The following is a 20,464-nucleotide window of genomic DNA, read 5'->3' on the forward strand; positions in this document are numbered from 1 at the left end:
TCGATTTACCATTACCATGAAAGTAATAAGATATATTTTAGGTGTCGTCTTTTTGATGAGTTCCGTATGTGCGGAAGCGCAACAATTGCGTAAAGAGGCTTTCGACCTGTTGAATCTGGATTATCCGGGTTTGGAAAAGGTAAAAGCAGCATGTGCACGGCAACAGTGGAGTGAAGCATCTCAAGCTTTATTGGACTATTACCGCCATCGAAGCGGTGTAATGCATCCTGATATTGATTTGAAGAATATCAAGCTCTCTAAAGAAGAACAAAAATGGGCTGATGATGCTTTGGAGCATACTTTCTTTGTACATAAAGGATATCAACCTTCCTATAATTACGGCAAAGACATCAATTGGCAGTATTGGCCCGTGCAAGACAATGAACTGCGTTGGCAGCTGCATCGCCATAAATGGTTTACTCCGATGGGAAAGGCATATCGTCTTTCGGGAGATGAGAAGTATGCCAAAGAATGGGCATATCAATATATGGATTGGATCAAGAAAAATCCATTGACACAAGTAAAGCAGGAAGAGTATGAGTTGGTGAGTGCCGGTGAGGTGAAAGGGATTGCCGAGAATGTACGCTTTGCATGGCGTCCGTTGGAAGTTAGTAATCGCTTACAGGATCAGACATTGCAATTTCTTTTATTTGTAAGCTCGCCTGCGTTCACTCCGGAGTTTCTGACAGAATTTTTGGTGAATTATCATCGTCATGCATTGCATATTCTGGCCAATTATTCAGCTCAAGGCAATCATTTATTGTTTGAAGCCCAGCGCATGGTATATGCAGGCGCTTTCTTTCCTGAATTTAGAGAGGCTTCTGCATGGAGAGAGAGTGGCATCAGTATCCTGAATCGTGAAATAAAGAAGCAGGTCTATCCTGATGGAGGGCAATATGAGTTAGATCCCCATTATCATTTGGCGGCAATCAATATCTTTTGCAAGGCCTTGCGTATGGCGGATGTGAATGGTTTCCGCCAAGAGTTTCCCGCAGAATATGTGAATACGGTGAAAAACATGATTGAGTTCTATTCCAATATCTGCTTTCCTGATTATAGTAATCCTTGCTTTAGCGATGCAAAGAGGGGAGAACGCTCTGAAGAGATTCGGAATTACAAGGATTGGCTCAAGATTTTTCCGGATTGTGAATGGATACGCTATTATGCAACAGAAGGTCGGGAAGGTTCTCCTTTACCCTACCTTTCTCATGGAGCTCTGACATCCGGATTTTTTACGTTTAGAAACGGATGGAAGCAAGATGCTACGGTTATGGTAGTGAAGGCCGGTCCGAAAGGAGAATGGCATTGCCAACCGGATAACGGAACTTTTGAACTTTGGTATAACGGAAGGAATTTGTTCCCTGATAGCGGTTCTTATGTTTATGCAGGAGACGCTGAAGTGATGAAGCTTCGTAATTGGTTTCGTCAGACTTGTGTGCATAATACATTGACTTTAGATGAAAAGAATCTGCAAACCACTGAATCTGTTACCAAACTTTGGAAGTCGGAAGGTAATGAACAAGTTTTGGTCACTGAGAATCCGCATTATGACGGCTTGAAGCACAGGCGTTCCGTATTCTTTGTTGACCGGACATATTTTGTCATTGTAGATGAGGCTGTTGGCGATGCGAAGGGAACTGTCAATTTGAATTATAATTTGTGCGAAGGTGCTGTTGAGGTCGATGGAAAGAATAACATGCTGATTTCTTCTTTTGAAGGACCAAGCAATGTGAAACTGCAATGTTTTGCAGAGAAGAAAATGACATTGAAAGAAAAAGAAGGTTGGCGTTCCGTTGCATATCGCCAGCGCGTGCCTCGTACTGCCGTTTCATTCAATATTGATAAGAAAACCTCGGATGCGGTGCGCTATATTACAATTATCTATCCGGCAAACAACACTATGACTTGTCCTACATTCAAGGCGAAGTTTCTGAATAAGTCTTATGATGAGAAGGGCGTAAGAGCAGAAGTGTCTGTCAATGGCAAGAAACGTCGATTAGAGTGTTTCTGGTAACGAAATGCTTATTCTCTTGTTAGGGAAGTTATATGATATTTAGAATCTGTTTTAATTTCCCTAAAGGATGTTTTTAACATCTTCAGAGTTTATCCTAAGTCTTTTATCTGTTTTCATGAAGAACATTACTCACTAAGTTCTGTCTGAAAGCAGATAAAAGACCTAAAGAACAAATCAAAGAGGAAAGCTGGAATAAATTCAAAATGGATTCGTTTTCTTAGATAAGGGTGTCGTTTCTATTCACTAAAGGAATCCTATAAAAAGCTGAAGAAGTATAGCAACCTTCTTTATTCGGAGAAAGAACTTTATAAGACATCGTTTTTTGCATAAAACTCTTATTTAATGGACAATGTTAACATCTGAATTGTGTAAAAGTGTGAATTTGTGAAACATTATTTTTACCCTTTTATAGATGTTTGTTGTATGTTTGGTTCATAAAAGATTCGATGTTAAACCTTAGATTGATTATGATTATGCATAAAATTAAAGGAATTATTGGGCTTATCCTCACTTTTACCTGTATGGTAACATTTGCGCAAAACATAGTGGTTGTAGGTAAAGTGACTGATAGTGAGGGCTATGAAGTGATTGGCGGTAGTGTCGTTTTGAAGGGGTCTGTCGGTATTGGGACGGTTACCGATGTGGATGGTAATTATTCTTTGAAAATAAATAATGCATCTACCGATGTATTAGTGTTTTCGTATGTCGGAATGAAGTCTAAAGAGGTAAGAGTCAATGGGCAAAGTGTAATAAACGTAACATTGGAAGCGGATGCGGTTATGTTGGATGAAGTAGTTACCATTGGTTACGCTACTGTAAAGAAAAAGGATTTGACAGGTGCTGTTTCTTCTGTAAGTTCAAAAGATTTGGCAGCAGTTCCTGTGTCTGATATCGCTCAAGCATTGAGTGGTAAAATTGCAGGAGTGCAAATTATCCGTTCGCAAGGCTCGCCGGATGCAGATGTTTCCATAAAAGTACGTGGGGGAACTTCTATTACTCAAAGCAATGAGCCTCTTTATATAATTGATGGATTCCCTAGTGAAGATGGTTTAAAGGGAATAGAGTCCAGTGATATTGAATCTATCGACATTCTGAAAGATGCTTCTTCAACAGCTATTTATGGAGCAAGAGGAGCCAATGGCGTTATTCTTGTGACAACCAAAGGAGGAAAAACTGAAAAGTTCAATATAAATTATGATATGTATGTCGGTTTAAAAAAAGTGAACAAAAGATATGAGTTGCTGAATGTGAAAGATTTTGTAAAATTGGATTATGAGCGGGCTGTGAATGAACCCGATGTAATGCGTGATTTTATAATACCGACTTATGGCACATGGAATGAATTAGATGATTTATATGGCAATCGTAAAGGAATTGATTGGCAAAAAGAGGTTTTTGAACGGCGTTCTGCAATAACTCGGCAACATAAAATTACGCTCAGCGGTGGTAATAAAACTTCTCAATACATGCTTACTTATACGCGTAATGATGATAAAGGTGTTTGGTACGGAAGCGGATTGAAGCGAGATAACTTTCGTTTAAAACTTAATCAGGAAGCCAATTCTTGGTTAAACTTCTCCACGAACATTAGTTATATTGATGAAAAAACGGAAGGATTAGGCACGCTTCAGGAAGGAGGCTCTTTCAGTCGTATGCAACATGTTATCCAATATAGACCTACTATTGGTAAAAATGGTAATGATGAGCAATTATTAATCGATGATGATGATCCTGTGTTGTTATTAGAAGGTGCGAGCCAGATGCAGAGCCCGATAGCTTCGATTGAGAGTGAACAAAGGGATAAACGTAATCGCATTTTGTCTATTAATGGGGATGTGCAACTTAAAATCTTAAAAGATTTATCATATCGTGGCACCATAGGCCTTCGTAAACGTACTATTAATACGAATATTTTTTATTCAGAAAGATCTAAGCAAGCAAAAAATGCGGGTGCACCTTATGGCTGGAGAGAAATAGAAGAACAACAAAGTTTTATGTATAATAATGTTGTTACTTGGAATAAAAAATTCAATAGAAAACATCAATTGACTTTGGTGGGTGGTCAGGAATTTATTCAATACAAGACAGACTATTTAAAGGCTGGTGCACGTAAGTTTGATAAGATTAATTTTGGCTTGGCGGATATGTCTTTGGGGGCTAGTCCGGATAAGGTGATAACAGAACTTGGTAGTGATAAAATGCTGTCATACTTTATGCGTGGTAATTACAGTTTTAAAGACAAATATTTATTTGCAGCTTCTGTACGTGCTGATGGTTCTAGTAAGTTTGGATCTAACCATAAATGGGGAATATTTCCGGCAGCTTCTTTTGCATGGAGAGTTTCAGAAGAGAATTTTATTAAAGAATGGGGCATTTTTTCAAACTTGAAACTCCGGTTGAGTTATGGTACGGCAGGAAATAATAGAATAAACAATTATTTGAGTTTGTCAAAGATGGGGTCTGTATGGATTCCATACAACGGGATAAATACAGTTGCGGGTTTTGTCAGTAAACAATTACATAATCCGGACTTGCAGTGGGAAACAAATATAACTTCCAATTTCGGACTTGACGTGGGCTTCTTGAACCAGCGCATTCAATTGAGTGTAGATTTGTATAATATTGAAACTAAGAATTTATTACTCGATGCTCCGATTCCATTGTTGTCAGGATACAAAACCATGATGATTAATGCGGGAAAAACTAATAATAGGGGGATTGAAGTAGCTGTAACCATACATAATATACAGACAAAGGATTTTAGCTGGAGTACCAGTTTGAATCTTTCTCACAATAAAAATAAGGTGAGGGCGTTGTATAATACAGATTATATGGAGATTGTATCTAATTGGGCGCAAACTTCTGAATTCAATAAGAGTGATTATATAATTCGGATAGGACAAGCATTGGGGCAAATGTATGGATACCGTTTAAAAGGTATTTATACCGTAGATGACTTTAATTATGATGCAGGACGGAAGAAATATGTAGTAAGAGATGGAGTTCCTTATGATAAAGACTATTATCCGAAACCCGGATATTGGAAATTTGAAGACGTAGATGGAAATAAAGAAATAACAGCAGATGATAGAACTGTCATTGGTAATGCTAATCCAAAGATTTATGGTGGATTGACAAATTCTCTTACTTGGAAGAATTTCGATTTAAATGTCTTTTTGAACTTTTCAATAGGTAATAAAATATATAGTGCCAATAAGATGTATTACACTAAATTCAATAATCGTTGGAGAAATACTTTGCAAGATGAAGGAATGCGCCGTTTTACGGTTATCAATACAGAAGGTGAGTATATCATGAATGATCCAATACAGCTTACTGCTGTCAATCAGGGACATGATTATGTCTCAGTAGAAGGGAGCTCCAACTTGTTTTTTCACTCCGGATATGTAGAAGATGGCTCTTTTCTTAAAATTAATAATATTTCTTTAGGGTATACGCTCCCGAAAAGCCTGACGAGGAAAGTAAAGCTGTCTAATGTGCGTTTCTATGCAACCGGTTATAATCTTTATACATTCACTAAATATTCAGGATACGATCCTGAGGTTAATACTTATTCGAATAAGGGGTTAACGCCTGGTATTGATTGGGGTGCATATCCATCTGCGGTTTCGTTTGTGTTTGGAGCAAATATCACTTTCTGAATATTAACTATACATTTTAGGATTATGAGAACATTATATAAAAGATTGATTAGTGCGTATATCATAGCGTTCTGTCTACCGATTTTATTTACTTCTTGTGAAGATTTTCTTGCAGAAACACCTTATGATTTTTATGATGAACAGAATTTCTATAAAGATGTTTCTGAATTGGAACTTGCAGTCAATGGTGCTTACGAAGTTCTAAGTCAGAAGATGACATACGGCCATTTTATGTTGGTGAACGATTGCGATACGGATTTAAGTCATATAAAAGGCTCTGGAACCGGCCATACGGCACGAGATTTGGGGCACTACAATATCTATTCTTCTCATACTTGGATTGAGCAAGCGTGGGGATATTATTATACCGGTATAGATCGTGTGAACCGTATTATGGCCAATAAAGAACGTGTTGCATTACCCGATGATGAATCTAAAAAGAAGTTTAATCGTTTGATTGCTGAGGCTAAGCTGTTACGGGGAATTTGTTATTTTGATTTGGTACGAATGTGGGGAGATGTACCATTGAAACTAACAGCTTCAGATAAAAAAGAAAATTTTGCGTTAACTCGTACCGATAGGGAAGAGGTGTATGAGCAAATTGTAAAAGACATGGAAGAGGCCATTAGTGACTTGCCATGGCATGATGAGATGAGTTCTTATGAGGGCCGTCCGACCAAAGGGGCTGCGATGGGATTGTTGGCGAGGGTATACTTGTTTAGGGCAGGATACTCATTGCATCAAAATGGTAAAATGGAGCGGCCGGGTAAATATCTGGAATATTATGGTAAAGTAAAGGCTATTTGTGCGGAATTGATAAATTCGCATCATCATGCTCTAAATGCTAATTATGAAAGAGTTTTTAAGAATGTATGCGAAAATATTCTGGAGCCTAATGAGGTGATGTATGAAGTTCAGTTTTATAATCCCTCCGGCGAGAATGATCATAGTAGTAAAATAGGTTCTTATAATTCGCCGGAGATAAATAGGAATTCTTCTTATGGCTTGGGAAACTCTTTCATAAAGACAACACATTTTGCGTATGATTTGTACGAGCAAGGAGATACTCGCAGGGAAACGGCAATAGCTACATTTAAAATAAATGCCAATGATAATGTTATTCCAATCCCACGTAAAAACAGTTACACTTGGGCTCCGGGCAAATGGCGTAGGAATTGGATTCCCGGCCCGCCGAAGGATTTGGAGAATATGGATATTAATTTTATCCTTTTACGCTATTCGGATGTGCTGCTAATGTATGTAGAAGCCGTCAATGAACTTGATGGGCGGTTAGATAAACTGGCAATAGAATGTCTTAACCAAGTGCGTAGAAGAGCTTATGGATATGTTCCTACTGCCACTACTCCTGCCATTGATTTTACTTCTGCCGATTTTCCTAATCAGCAAAGCGTACGTGATTATCTTTTTATTGAACGTGCCAGAGAATTATGCTTTGAAGGATTCAGACGTTTTGATCTTATCCGTTGGAATAAACTTGCCGTAGTGCTTCATGATTTTGCCGCAAAATTTAATGCAGCTGTTGCAGACGGAACATTAACGTCTTATGTATGGGCTGCCGGTAATTATTTCAAGGGAGGAAAACACGAACTTTATCCTATTCCTTCTTATGAGATACGTGAGACAAAGGGCAGTTTGGTGCAGAACCCCGACTATTCTAATGATGGTAGGTAGAACTAACATATAATTAATGTAATAATAAAATGAATCAACTATCCTATCTGTTTTTACCTCTTACAGCCATTAGTCTATCGGCTTGTACTTCCGGTAGGCCTAAAGAAGAGGCGAAGCGACCTAATATCATCTTTATGATGACAGACGACCATACCACACAAGCCATGTCTTGTTATGGAGGTCGTCTGCTCCAGACACCCAATATGGACAGGATTGCCAATGAAGGCATCCGTATGGATAATTGCTATGCGGTCAATGCATTGTCCGGTCCGTCAAGGGCTTGTATACTGACGGGAAAATTCAGTCATGTCAATGGATTTACGGATAATGCCAGCACTTTTGACGGTAGCCAGCAGACTTTCCCTAAATTGTTGCAAGCGGCGGGGTATCAGACTTCAATAATAGGCAAATGGCATTTGATTACAGAACCTCAGGGGTTTGATTATTGGTGTATCCTGACCGGACAGCATGAGCAGGGTGATTACTACAATCCCGATTTTAATGAAAATGGAAAACAGATTGCAGAGAAGGGATACGTCACCGACATTATCACGGATAAGGCTATTGAGTATCTGAAACACAGAGACAAAAGCAAACCGTTCTGTATGATGTATCATCAAAAGGCACCACATCGTAATTGGATGCCGGCACCTCGCCATCTCGGAATGTTCAACAATACCACTTTTCCTGAACCGGGCACACTGTTCGATACTTATGAAGGCAGAAGTGCTGCGGCCAAGGAGCAGGATATGTCAATAGAGCATACATTGACCGATGACTGGGATTTGAAATTCCTGTCTCGTGAGGATATGCTGAAAGATACTGCAAACCGTCTTTATCAAGTCTACAAGCGTATGCCTGCCGAGGTGCAAAGCAAGTGGGATTCTGTATATGCGCAACGAATTTCCGAGTATCGCAATGGGAAATTGAAAGGTAAGGAATTGATAAGTTGGAAGTACCAACAATACATGCGCGATTATCTGGCAACGGTTGTGGCTGTGGATGAGAATATCGGCCGCTTACTTGGTTATTTGGAGAAAACCGGCGAATTGGATAATACGATTATTATTTATACTTCGGATCAAGGTTTCTTTTTGGGAGAGCATGGTTGGTTCGACAAGCGTTTCATGTATGAGGAGTGCCAACGGATGCCGTTGATTATTCGCTATCCGAAAGCCATTAAAGCCGGTACCGCATCGAATGCCATTGCCATGAATGTGGATTTTGCCCCTACGTTGCTGGATTTTGCAGGAGTAGACATTCCGGATGACATTCAAGGCAAATCGTTGAAGCCTGTCCTGGGTAATGAAGGTAAGGTGCCGGCCGATTGGAGAAAAGCTGCCTATTATCATTATTATGAATATCCGGCAGAACACTCTGTTAAAAGACATTACGGCATTCGTACGGCCGATTTTAAGTTGATTCATTTCTATAATGATATAGACGAGTGGGAAATGTATGATTTGAAGAATGACCCTAATGAATTGAACAATGTGTTCGGGAAAGCGGAATATGCAGAACAACAGGCAAGCATGCTGTCTTTGTTGAAGCAACTGCAAAAACAATATAAGGATGATGACCCGGACGAGAAAGTGAAGGAGTTGTTTAAGGGCGACAGAAGGTTTATGAAAAACAGATAATTATAAGTTCAATAGTATGGATAGAAGAAGTTTTATAAAGAACACCGGTTGGTCTTTTTTAGGGTTAGCCGCATCGGGCAGTTTGTTGTCTTCGTGCCGGATGGGAACTCCTGCGGAGAAAAGAAAGATGCCCTCTGCCGGTAATCTGAAATATTTTTGGGGAGACCTGCATAATCATTGTAATATAACTTATGGGCATGGCGATATGCGTTCTGCATTCGAAGCGGCTAAGGCGCAGTTGGATTTTGTTTCTGTAACTCCACATGCCATGTGGCCCGATATTCCCGGCGCGGATGACCCTCGCCTGAAGTGGGTGATTGATTATCATACCGGCGCCTTCAAGCGTCTGCGCGAGGGAGGCTACGAGAAGTATGTGGCTATGACCAATGAGTATAATAAGGAAGGAGAGTTTCTCACTTTTATAGGTTATGAGGCGCATAGTATGGAACATGGAGATCATGTCGCTTTGAATTATGATTTGGATGCGCCGTTGGTGGAATGTACTTCCATAGAAGATTGGAAGCAGAAAGCCCGTGGGCATAAGGTTTTTATCACTCCCCACCACATGGGCTATCAGACCGGCTATCGCGGATATAACTGGAAGTGTTTTACGGAAGGAGAGCAAACTCCGTTTGTAGAGATGTATTCCCGGCACGGGTTGGCCGAGAGTGACCAAGGGGACTATGATTATTTGCATGACATGGGACCTCGCCAGTGGGAAGGAACCGTTCAATATGGATTGGAACAAGGCAGGAAATTCGGTATTATGGGGTCGACAGACCAACACGCAGGCTATCCGGGCAGCTATGGCGACGGTCGTATAGGTGTTCTGGCCGAATCGTTGTCTCGCGATAAGATTTGGGATGCCATGAAAAACCGCCATGTATGTTGTGCCACCGGGGATAAAATCAATATCGATTTCCGTTTGAACGATGCTTTTCCGGGTGATGTGGTGCGGGGAAACAGTCGTCGCATTTATTTGAATGTAGAGGGAGGAAGCTGTATCGATTATATAGATATTGTCAAAAACAGGAAATGTATTGCCCGTTTAAGTGGTCCGTTGCTGCCTGAGATGCCGGACGGGGATATGGTGCGTTGTAAGATAAAGATTGATTTCGGTTGGAACCGTGAAGAGCAGTATGTGCATTGGCAGGGAATGCTGTCGGTGGATAAAGGAGTAATTAATGCCGTTGAACCTTGTTTCCGAGGTGCTGCATTTACTTCGCCCCAACCGGGAGAACCGGAATTTGAAACAAAGGTGAATCGTATAGTATCCGTGACGAGCAATACTGTTGAACTGGATATGTACAGTTCCAAGAATCCGAATACGACCACTCCTGCCACACAAGGTGTGATTCTGGACGTGTCTATGCTTAAAGACGGTGTGATTTCGGCTGAATTTAACGGTAAGAAGTTTGAGCATTCGTTAGGCGAGCTTCTGGAAGGTTCGCGTTCTCATTTCATGATAGGATGGCTCAGCGAAGCTATTCTGTTCAATCGTGCCATGCCCGAAAGCTGCTTTACGGTCGAACATTACATGGAAGATAAAGAACCCGAAAGGGATACAGACTATTATTATGTAAGAGTTCGTCAGCGTAATCGGCAATGGGCTTGGAGTTCTCCTATATGGGCAGAAAGAGTCTGAAAAAACTTTATGAATGTTGGGAGCTATGGAATATGCTATTGGCATTGATTTAGGCGGTACGTCTATAAAATACGCTTTGGTGGACGAAGCGGGTAATTCTTTCTTTGAAGGGAAATTACCTTCTTTTGCTTCCGTGTCGGCTGCGGAAGTGATGGCCCGACTGGTGGAGGCTGCTTCCATTGTGAAACATGAGGCCGGGCGGCGGAATAGGAACATACGGGGCATAGGGCTTGGCACTCCGGGCATTGTCGATGAGACCAACCGTATCGTACTGGGAGGTGCCGAGAACATTGTGGGATGGGAAAACATAGACGTGGCTTCCGTGCTGGAAGAAGCGTTGAAACTACCCGTGGTTGTAGGAAATGATGCCAATCTGATGGGGTTGGGCGAGACCAAGTTCGGTGCCGGAAGAGGATGCAGCGATGTTGTCTTTTTGACGGTAGGTACAGGCATAGGCGGTGCGGTGATTATCGATGGCAAATTATTCGGCGGGTATGCCAACCGGGGCACGGAGTTGGGCCATGTTCCCTTGATAGCCACGGGAGAACGTTGCGCATGCGGCGCTGTTGGCTGTCTGGAGCATTATGCTTCGACGGCGGCTTTGGTAAGACGTTTCAGTACATTGGCAGAGGAGCGGGGATTGGAGTTCGATGCGGAGATAGACGGAGAACTGATTGTCCGTTTGTATCGCGAGGCTTTTCCGCTGGCTGTCGATTGCATGAACGAACATTTTTATTATTTGGGAAGAGGCGTTGCCGGATTCATTAATATCTTCAGTCCTCAGCGTGTTGTGATAGGAGGAGGTGTCGCAGAAGCCGGTTCTTTTTACGTGGAAAAGATAAAGGAGGTTGCCGGCGGGCATGTTATCATGGACTGTGCCCTGAATACGCAAATCGTGGCTGCGGAACTGGGTAACAGGGCCGGACTGATTGGTGCTGCATCGTTGATATTATAAGTGTCGGGTTGTGAAGCAAGACGTTGTAGTCCTGCATGTCATTGCTGCAAGATTCTGCAAGCCTGCCGCAGTTCCACTGCAAACTTGCTGCAGTTCCACTGCAAACATGCTTGCAGCGTTACTGCAAAAGTGTTGCAGTGGTAATGCAAAGGCATTACAGTGATGCTGCAAAGGCTATGCAGTGGAACTGCAACAAGGATGCACGGCATTCATGAGGCGTGATGCGGTTTTGCTTCTCTTTGAAGTATAAAAGAAAGGAAATGTTTATGAGAAAGATAATAGCAGGTTTGTCCGCCTTGTGTATGCTGGCGGCTTGTGTCAGTTCCGAACCGTCGGCTGTGATAAAAGTCGCGGAGGCAACATTGATGAATGAGGTGCGTGCAACCCCTTCTCCACAGGATGGGATGCATGTCAGGGTAAATCCGCCGCATTTCATGTGGCCTGACAAATTCCCTCATCTCGGTGCGGTGTTGGACGGCGTGCCGGGGCAAGTGGAAGAGAAGCCGAAAGTGGTTTACAGGATTCGTATCTCTCAGGATAAAAACTTTGAGAAGGATGTCCTGACGGGGGAGCGTGCATGGGCCTTTTACAATCCGTTCCGATGTCTGGCACAAGGCAAATGGTATTGGCAACACGCTTATGTCAGCCCCGAAGGAGAGGAAGAATGGTCGCCGGTCCATCATTTTTATATAGATGAGCATACTGAGGAGTTCAATCCGCCGGCTTTGAAAGAGGTGTTGGCCGGCTATTCTTCCCGTCATCCCCGGATATTGCTGGATGCGGAAGAGTGGGAAGAAGTGATGCTGAGAAACAAGAACAACCCGGAGGCTCATGCGTATATGGACAAAGCCTCCCGGTGCTTTTCCCTTCCGTTGAAGCATCTTCAGGAAGAAATAGATACGACCAATGTCGTTACATTGACCAATATCGTGCAACGTGAGTCGGCCCTTATTCGCGAGAGCCGTAAAATTGTAGACCGCGAAGAGGCCAATGTGGAAGCATTGGTGCGGGCATATCTGTTGACTAAAGATGAGAAGTATTACCGGGAAGGCATCGAGCGCTTGAGTGAGATTCTTTCTTGGCAGACGAGCAAATATTTTGCAGGCGACTTCAATCTCTCCACGCTGCTTTCCATGAGCACATCCGCCTATGATGGCTTCTATAATTTGTTGACTTCGGAAGAAAAGCGGATGCTGTTGGATAATATCCGCAGCATCGGTGATAAGTTCTTCAATGAATATGTAAACCATTTGGAGAACCGTATTGCAGACAACCACGTGTGGCAGATGACCTTTCGCATTCTTACGATGGCCGCTTTTGCCACGGTTGGCGAAATTCCCGAAGCATCCGTATGGGCCGATTATTGCTATAACGAATGGATATCCCGTCTGCCGGGACTGAACCATGATGGTGCTTGGCATAATGGCGACTCTTATTTCCACGTCAACATACGCACATTGATAGAAGTGCCGGCATTCTTTTCGCGCATATCGGGGTTTGACTTCTTTGCAGACCCTTGGTATGATAACAATGCCCTGTATGTCGTTTACCAACAACCTCCTTTTTCCAAATCGGGCGGCCATGGCAATTCGCATGAAAACCAGCGTATGCCCAACGGAGGGCGTGTGGGCTATGCCGATGCGCTGGCGCGCGAGTGTAACAATTGGTGGGCGGCGGCTTATGTGCACGAGATTATGCGAGAAGACCCCGGAATCTTGTCGAAAGCCTTTGAAGCCAAGCCCGCCGACTTGACGTGGTATCGCTGTGTTACCAAAAAGGAAAGACCCGCCGGCGCGCTACGTTTGTCGGACTTGCCGGGATGTAAAGTGTTTAACGAAACCGGTACAGCTTTAATGAACACCGACCTCGGACATTACAAAAACAATGCGATGCTCTCTTTCAGAAGCAGTCCTTACGGTTCTACATCGCATGCGTTGGCCAATCAGAATGCTTTCAATACATTCTTTGGCGGTAAGGCGGTTTTTTATAGTAGCGGTCATCGCACGGGGTTTACTGATGACCACTGTATGTATGCCTATCGGAATACCCGTGCCCATAATTCGATATTAATCAATGGCATGGGGCAAAGAATCGGCACTGATGGATATGGATGGATTCCCCGATATTATGAGGGCGAAGAGATTTCATACGTTGTAGGAGACGCCTCCAATGCGTATGGAAAAGTGCAGTCTCCCTTATGGTTGGAGCGTGGGCGCTTATCGGGCACTCGGTTCACTCCGGAGAAGGGATGGGACGAAAATAAACTCGACTTCTTTCGCAGGCATGTCGTGCAGTTGGGCACTTCCGGCTTGTTTGTGATTTACGATGAATTGGTCGGTAAAGAGCCGGTAAGGTGGGATTATCTGCTGCATACGGTTGAACTTCCTATGGATGTGGCCGAATATGAAGGCGGATTGCAGATACGGGGCAGGAATAAGGCTGATGGGGTATCTGTGGCCCATTTGTTTGCTTCGCAAAAAATGTCGTATGCGCAAACCGACACCTTCTTTGTAGCCGCCGTGGACTGGAAAAACAGGCTTGGTAAATCTCTTCCCGGTCACTATCATTTTACCGCATCTACTGCCGCCTGTACCAAGGCTTGCTTCCTGAATGTGGTCGACGTGCATGGCAATAATCGCGCCGATGCCTTCATCAAACGGGAAGGAAACCGTGTGACAGTGGAGGGATGGGTGATTGAATGCAATTTGGATGGTAAAGGAAAAGCTTTTTTACGTATAGAGAATAAAGAGAAAGGAACTTCATTGGACTTTAATTACACTTCGAACAAAGGAGCTACGATTATAGTAGACCGGGTTGACGGGAAAGAAGTAAAGAAGAAGTTGGTCGACTTTCTGCCTCATCTTGAAATCTAACTTATATGGATAACCCGAATTCGGTATAAGATAAGGCATTATGTGCCTGTTAAATACTCGTATATATCTTGCCGTTTTCCTCGCATATATGAGATGCCGAACGTCGTATATGCGAGATTATGAACGTCGCATATACGAGACCACGCATGTCGCATATGCGAGACCATGAACGTCGCATATACGAGACTTGGCACCACTGATTACCCCCTTCGGGTGTATCTCTGGGGGCGTTTCGTATAGGCGGAGTCTTTTTCCCTTCTTTATTATATTGAAATCAGGTTATGGACACGGTGGGAGTCTGTCTTGATAGGATTTCGGAAGCGGGAGAAGTTTTATGTTTTTATCTGAAGGATATTCCGTAATAGTTTTTATATTTGCTATCTGCAAATGAGATAGGAGATATATTTTATGGATAATAACTTTGCAATAAACATCGGTCGTCAGCTGGGTAGCGGCGGACATGAGGTAGGCGAGAAACTTGCCTCTCGCTTAGGCATCGGCTTCTATGACAAAGAGTTGATAAACTTGGCTTCTGAAGAAAGCGGCTTTTGCTGCGAGCTTTTCGAGAAGGCCGACGAGAAGACATCGCAAGGCGTGTTGGGAGGCTTGTACGGCATGCGTTTCCCTTTTATCAGCGACGGGGCCATTCCCGTAACGAGTTGCTTGAGCAACGATGCGCTTTTCAAGATTCAGAGCGATGTGATAAGAAAGCTTGCCTCCAAAGGCTCTTGTCTGTTTGTGGGGCGTTGTGCCGACTATATATTGCGCGACCATCCCCGCTGTGTGAATATCTTTGTTTCCTCCACTCCGGAAGATCGCATTGCCCGCATTTGCAGAAAACGCCCCATTTCGGAAAAGGAAGCGGAAGAGTTGATGGAGAAAGCCGACAAGAGGCGCGCCAACTACTATAATTTTTATAGCAACAAGACGTGGGGAACTGCCTCTACCTATCACCTCTGCATTGACTCGTCCGTGTTGGGCATCGACGCTACGGCAGACTTCTTGGAAGAGTTTGTAAAGAGAAAACTGTCTGGCGGCTGATATGTGTCAATTCATAGCTCTTCGCGTTATGATATAACTATACCCCCATACACTCCCTGTAAAAGTCGAACATCTCGCAAACGGCGTCCTTGTCCGCAGTTTGGTTCAGGCAGATGTCGCCTACTTCTTTCAACAGGGTGAAGTTGATGACACCGGCCGTATTCTTCTTATCGTGTTTCATCAATTCGTACAAGCGGTCATACTGTTTGCAGTCGAAGGCAAAGCCGCCATAGTTCTCTTTGATGAAGCGGATGGTCTGATACATCCTTTCTTTGGGAAATCCCGCCTTTATATGAGAAAGGTATAACTCGCAGACAATGCCCCAAGCCACGGCATAGCCATGTAGCACCGGACGGTTTTCGGCAAGGGCGAGGCTCTCGAAGGCATGCCCTACGGTATGTCCCAGATTCAGGGCTTTGCGTATGCCATGCTCCAACGGGTCTTCTTCCACAATGCGCTCTTTTACTTGCACGGAGCGTCCCACCATCTGTTTCAACGCCGCATAGTCTATTCTTTCGGTATCGAAAGCCAGCAGTTCCGCCAGATGGCCGGGAGTGCTGATGAGGCCATGCTTCAACATTTCGGCATAGCCGGAGAAGAAGTTGTGGGCATCGAGGCTGCGAAGAAATTCGGTCTCTATTAGCACGCAGGCGGCGGGTGCAAATACGCCGATTTCATTCTTCAGGCCGTTGAAGTTAATCCCCGTCTTGCCTCCTACCGATGCGTCGACCATAGCAAGCAGGGTGGTGGGGATGTTGACGTAAGCGATACCGCGTTTGAAGGTTGAAGCGGCAAAACCTCCGAGGTCGGTCACCATGCCTCCACCCAGATTGATGAGCAAGGAGTGGCGGCTGGCGCCTTTCTCGCTCAAAGCTTGCCACACCGAAGCCAATGTCTCCAGATTTTTGTGTATGTCTTCTGCCCCGATGACTATTTCTTCCGCATCTTTCAGTGCGGGGATGCTTTTTAATTGCGGCAGGCAGAGGCGGCAGGTATGTTCATCGGCGAGAATGAAGAGTCTGTCATGAGGGCATCTTTCGATGGCCTGTGTAAGGCTGTCAGCCAGTTCTTCGCAAAGAATTACTTCTTGTTTACTCATTAGAGGATTTGTATTTTATTGATTTATTGCACGACAAAGATAGTTCTTTCAACAATAAGTGTTACCTTTGTGTCACGAAAAATAAGAGGCTGCTTGATTTTTGCCCGTCATATCCGTGAAATTCCTTTCCGAATCTGTTTTCTGCATCCTTTCATCGACAAGGCAATGCCGTGCGGCAGGAAAGAACAAGAAAAGAGACCGGAAAGAAGCCGATAAAGAGCTTGATAAAAAGAGAGAGGGAATATTAAGCAGACCTTGTATATAAACTGTAAAAAACGAAAATCAGATGAGAGCTTTGTTACCCGTATATTGCCGTCCGTTGGGCTATTTCATCATAGCCTTAGCGTTGTTTCTTCCTTTCCTGCTGCTGATGTGGGGAAAAGTGACGGATTCCAATTTGTTGTTCTATAAAGAGTGTTCCAAGCTTCTGATGATGATGGGAGCGCTGATGATTATTTTTGCGCTGACAAAGAACGAGAGCGGTGAGACGGAGCAATTGCGCAACAAAGCCACGCGCAATGCCGTCTTCCTGACCGTCTTGTTCATCTTCGGCGGTATGCTCTACCGTGTGGCGAAAGGCGATTTGCTTTCTGTGGACTCTTCTTCTTTCCTCATATTTCTTATATTGAATGTACTTTGTCTGGAATTTGGTATAAAAAAGGCAACGGTCGACAAACTGTTTAAACGGAATGGCCGATAAATAAACCAAATTGTCATGCGGGGCATTAAACCTTTTGTCCGTATGCTTGTCTAATGAAACAGTGGATGGCATTATCCGGATATATAAGGAATAGACAAAGAATAAACGCATGAAGAAAATTATGATTGGGGCGGCACTGTGGCTGTTGACGGTGTCGTCTGCTTTCTCACAAACAAAAAACATTACAGTCACGGGGCGTGTTATGGAAGACACGAAGGAACCTGCCATACAAGCCACCGTACAGTTGCTTTCCTTGCCTGACAGTGCTCAAACGGCGGGTGTGGCAAGTTCGGCGCAAGGCTATTTCACGCTCCCTAAGGTGAAGGCCGGTAAATATGTACTGAAAGTTTCCTATATCGGTTTCAAGACTAAATATCTTCCACTGCAACTCTCTGAATCCATGCACGACAGGAATGTGGGCACACTGACGTTGGAGACGGATGCCGTGATGTTGTCCGAAGCTGTGGTTACGGCAGAAGCCCCGCAGGTGCAGGTTGTGGAAGATACCATTGCTTTCAACTCATCTGCTTATCGTACTCCGGAAGGTGCCATGCTGGAAGAATTGGTGAAGAAATTGCCCGGTGCCGAAGTCGATGATGAAGGTACGGTAAAGATAAACGGCAAAGAGATAAAGAAGATTATGGTAGACGGCAAGGAATTCTTCGGCGGAGACGTGAAAACCGGATTGAAGAATCTGCCCGTAGATATGGTGGAGAAGTTGAAGACGTACGATAAGAAGTCCGACTTGGCCCGTATCACCGGTATTGACGACGGAGAGGAGGAAACCGTGCTTGATTTGACAGTGAAAAAGGGAATGAATCAGGGTATCTTCGGCAATCTCGACTTGGCCGGTGGCACGAAAGACCGGTATATGGGGCATGCCATGCTGAACTATTTCCGTGAGAATACGCAGGTATCTGTAATTGCCGGAGCCAACAATGTGAACGACCAAGGCTTTTCGGGTGGGGGAGGAGGTCCGCGCTGGCGACGCAACAACGGGCTGACCGCCACGAAAGAACTGGGTGTAAACTTTGCTACGGAAACGGATAAGATTGAAATGGGCGGTAGTGTCCGCTACAACTACAAAGACAATGACCGTATCAGTGTAGGGAGCACGGAGAACTTCCTGACGAACGGTAACTCTTACTCTAATTCCAATAGCCGGCAGCGCAATAAAAGCCGGGATTTCAATGTTGATTTCCGTTTGGAATGGAAGCCTGATACGATGACGAATATCATCTTCCGTCCCGACTTGTCTTACAGTAAGTCGGACAACTACTCCAACTCCAAATCGGCCACGTTCAATGTCGACCCCTATCAGGTGGTGGTCGATCCCAACAACTATCTGGCCGATGCCCGACAAATGAAGAAACTGTTTGGCGACAGTTTGGTGAACCTTAGTGACAACCTTTCATTGAGCAACGGCAACACTCTGTCGGCCAACGCTACTCTGCAACTGAACCGTAAGCTCAATGCGCGCGGAAGGAACATCACTTTTCGCGGACGCTTCGGTTACAACGACTCCGAGAGCGACCAATATTCCTATTCCAATATATATTATCGAACTAAGGACGATGTATTATTGATGCGTTACATCACCGTTCCCACCAAAAGCTACAATTATAGTGCACAACTGACGTATAGCGAACCTCTGGCACGAACCACTTTCTTGCAATTCAGTTATCAGTTCCGGTATAGATACAACAAGAGCGATAAATCTGTCTGCGATTTGGACAGAACCCTCGGCGAGAATCCTGCTTCGGACGAAATCATCAGTCAGATAACCCGCCCTCTTGGCTCGGACGGTGCAGACGACAGATGGAATGCCGGGCAGAGCAAATTTGCCGAATATCGATACTACAACCATGATGCCATGGTGGCTTTGCGTTTTATCCGCCCTAAGTATCAGCTCAGCGCCGGTCTTTCTTTTCAACCGCAGCACACTAACCTCTCTTACGAGAAGGGAACGGTGAAAATAGATACGGCACGTAATGTCTTTAATTTTGCGCCGAACATCGATTTGCGTGTCCGTTTCTCTAAAGTGAGTCAGTTACGTCTGTTCTATCGTGGCCGGAGCAGTCAGCCCGGCATGGAGAACCTGCTCGACGTGACCGACGACTCCAACCCTCTGAACATCCGCAAGGGTAATCCGGGGCTGAAACCCTCGTTTGTCCACGAGATGCGTATGTTCTATAATACATATAATGCCGAGAAACAGCGCGGTATCATGTCGCATGTCCGATTTAATCTTACCCAAAACAGTATCAGTAACAGCCGTGTGTATAATCCGGAGACCGGCGGGTGGACCACGACACCGAAAAACATTAACGGCAATTGGAATGCTTTTGGCGTGATTGGATTCAATACGGCCCTGCCTGACAAGAAATATACCATCAATTCGTTCTCCAACGTAGGTTATTCCAACAATGTGGGTTACTTGACGGATACCCGGACTAAGGTGGAGCGGAAGAACACCACAACCAATCTCAACTTCGGCGAACGCCTGAACGGTTCTTATCGCAATGACTGGCTGGAGCTGGGCTTGAACGGAAGTTTCCAGTACTCGGCAGAGAAGGATAAGCTGACTCCGTCCAATAATCAGAATCCATATACCTTCTCGTATGGCGCTAACACCACCGTCACTCTGCCTTGGAACATGAGCCTTTCTACCAACATTGCCAATCAGAGCCGTCGCGGCTATACGGACACCAGCATGAATCGCAACGAACTTATTTGGAATGCCCAGCTTGCGCAGACTTTCCTGAAAGGGGCGGCCACCATCAGTTTCGAGATGTACGATATCTTGAAGCAGCAGAGCAACATCAGCCGCTCGCTGACGGCCGGCGGTCGTTCCGTCTACTCTTATAATGGGGTAAACAATTATTGCATGCTCCATTTCATCTACCGCCTGAACATCTTCGGAGGCAAGGCTGCCCGTGAGAAGATGGAGAACAGGCATGGCTTTGGAGCTCCCGGCAGTGGCCCCGGACGTGGCAGGTTCGGTGGCGGACAGCGTCCTTTCTGAGACAAAAAAATCCTGTCGCCTGCGAAAAAAGTCCGTCCCGCCCTTATCCGAAGAAGGAAGAGATTAGGCAGAAAACTCTATCGCAAGCCTTGCGATGTATATCTTGCGCCTTGCGATA

At 44.4% G+C, this 20,464-nt stretch carries 11 protein-coding genes; 10 read left to right on the forward strand and 1 reads right to left on the reverse strand.

The features are described from left to right. Nucleotides 1-16 precede the first annotated feature (16 nt). From hepC to C3V43_RS00390, 8 genes are all read left to right on the forward strand, one after another. The gene (gene hepC, locus C3V43_RS00350) at nt 17-2,014 is read left to right on the forward strand and encodes a heparin-sulfate lyase HepC (RefSeq protein ID WP_106068118.1); all 1,998 of its coding nucleotides are present in this window, start codon (nt 17-19) and stop codon (nt 2,012-2,014) included. Nucleotides 2,015-2,487: 473 nt separating this feature from the next. Next, the gene (locus C3V43_RS00355; RefSeq protein ID WP_106070376.1) at nt 2,488-5,676 is read left to right on the forward strand and encodes a SusC/RagA family TonB-linked outer membrane protein; all 3,189 of its coding nucleotides are present in this window, start codon (nt 2,488-2,490) and stop codon (nt 5,674-5,676) included. A 24-nt stretch (nt 5,677-5,700) separates the two neighbouring features. Beyond that, the gene (locus tag C3V43_RS00360) at nt 5,701-7,368 is read left to right on the forward strand and encodes a RagB/SusD family nutrient uptake outer membrane protein (RefSeq protein ID WP_106068119.1); all 1,668 of its coding nucleotides are present in this window, start codon (nt 5,701-5,703) and stop codon (nt 7,366-7,368) included. A 29-nt stretch (nt 7,369-7,397) separates the two neighbouring features. Then, entirely contained in the window at nt 7,398-9,008 is a 1,611-nt protein-coding gene (locus C3V43_RS00365) for a sulfatase family protein (RefSeq protein ID WP_106068120.1), read from the forward strand. Nucleotides 9,009-9,024: 16 nt separating this feature from the next. Next, a complete protein-coding gene (locus tag C3V43_RS00370; RefSeq protein ID WP_164996200.1) occupies nt 9,025-10,653 on the forward strand; it encodes a Tat pathway signal sequence in 1,629 nt (542 codons plus the stop codon). Nucleotides 10,654-10,678: 25 nt separating this feature from the next. Continuing rightward, a complete protein-coding gene (locus C3V43_RS00375; protein ID WP_106070378.1) occupies nt 10,679-11,608 on the forward strand; it encodes an ROK family protein in 930 nt (309 codons plus the stop codon). A 302-nt stretch (nt 11,609-11,910) separates the two neighbouring features. Further along, complete coding sequence (locus tag C3V43_RS00385) at nt 11,911-14,481, forward strand: DUF4962 domain-containing protein (RefSeq protein WP_235655891.1); 2,571 nt, start codon at nt 11,911-11,913, stop codon at nt 14,479-14,481. Between the two features lie 408 nt (nt 14,482-14,889). Continuing rightward, nucleotides 14,890-15,522 (forward strand): cytidylate kinase-like family protein, encoded by a 633-nt coding sequence (locus C3V43_RS00390; protein WP_106068121.1) that lies wholly within the window; start codon nt 14,890-14,892, stop codon nt 15,520-15,522. Between the two features lie 37 nt (nt 15,523-15,559). On the opposite strand, the gene aroB is transcribed toward C3V43_RS00390, so the two are convergent. Beyond that, entirely contained in the window at nt 15,560-16,621 is a 1,062-nt protein-coding gene (gene aroB / locus C3V43_RS00395) for a 3-dehydroquinate synthase (protein WP_106068122.1), read from the reverse strand. 286 nt (nt 16,622-16,907) lie between these two features. Between aroB and C3V43_RS00400 the strand changes: the two genes are divergently transcribed. Together C3V43_RS00400 and C3V43_RS00405 are read left to right on the forward strand one after the other, a co-directional pair. Beyond that, a complete protein-coding gene (locus C3V43_RS00400; RefSeq protein ID WP_106068123.1) occupies nt 16,908-17,321 on the forward strand; it encodes a hypothetical protein in 414 nt (137 codons plus the stop codon). Nucleotides 17,322-17,430: 109 nt separating this feature from the next. Beyond that, on the forward strand, nt 17,431-20,346 hold the full coding sequence (locus C3V43_RS00405; protein WP_106068124.1) for a TonB-dependent receptor: 2,916 nt from the start codon (nt 17,431-17,433) through the stop codon (nt 20,344-20,346). Nucleotides 20,347-20,464: the final 118 nt, after the last annotated feature.

Origin of the sequence: Prevotella heparinolytica, assembly GCF_002998535.1 — a bacterium.
In the GTDB taxonomy this organism is placed as follows: Bacteria; Bacteroidota; Bacteroidia; order Bacteroidales; family Bacteroidaceae; genus Bacteroides; species Bacteroides heparinolyticus.

What these genes read in the sequence shown, in the direction of transcription:
- aroB (WP_106068122.1), bottom strand. Translation starts at nt 16,621, where the DNA reads ATGAGTAAACAAGAAGTAATTCTTTGCGAAGAACTGGCTGACAGCCTT.
- C3V43_RS00400 (WP_106068123.1), top strand. Translation starts at nt 16,908, where the DNA reads ATGAGAGCTTTGTTACCCGTATATTGCCGTCCGTTGGGCTATTTCATC.
- C3V43_RS00390 (WP_106068121.1), top strand. Translation starts at nt 14,890, where the DNA reads ATGGATAATAACTTTGCAATAAACATCGGTCGTCAGCTGGGTAGCGGC.
- C3V43_RS00385 (WP_235655891.1), top strand. Translation starts at nt 11,911, where the DNA reads ATGCTGGCGGCTTGTGTCAGTTCCGAACCGTCGGCTGTGATAAAAGTC.
- C3V43_RS00405 (WP_106068124.1), top strand. Translation starts at nt 17,431, where the DNA reads ATGAAGAAAATTATGATTGGGGCGGCACTGTGGCTGTTGACGGTGTCG.
- C3V43_RS00365 (WP_106068120.1), top strand. Translation starts at nt 7,398, where the DNA reads ATGAATCAACTATCCTATCTGTTTTTACCTCTTACAGCCATTAGTCTA.
- C3V43_RS00355 (WP_106070376.1), top strand. Translation starts at nt 2,488, where the DNA reads ATGCATAAAATTAAAGGAATTATTGGGCTTATCCTCACTTTTACCTGT.
- hepC (WP_106068118.1), top strand. Translation starts at nt 17, where the DNA reads ATGAAAGTAATAAGATATATTTTAGGTGTCGTCTTTTTGATGAGTTCC.
- C3V43_RS00370 (WP_164996200.1), top strand. Translation starts at nt 9,025, where the DNA reads ATGGATAGAAGAAGTTTTATAAAGAACACCGGTTGGTCTTTTTTAGGG.
- C3V43_RS00360 (WP_106068119.1), top strand. Translation starts at nt 5,701, where the DNA reads ATGAGAACATTATATAAAAGATTGATTAGTGCGTATATCATAGCGTTC.
- C3V43_RS00375 (WP_106070378.1), top strand. Translation starts at nt 10,679, where the DNA reads ATGGAATATGCTATTGGCATTGATTTAGGCGGTACGTCTATAAAATAC.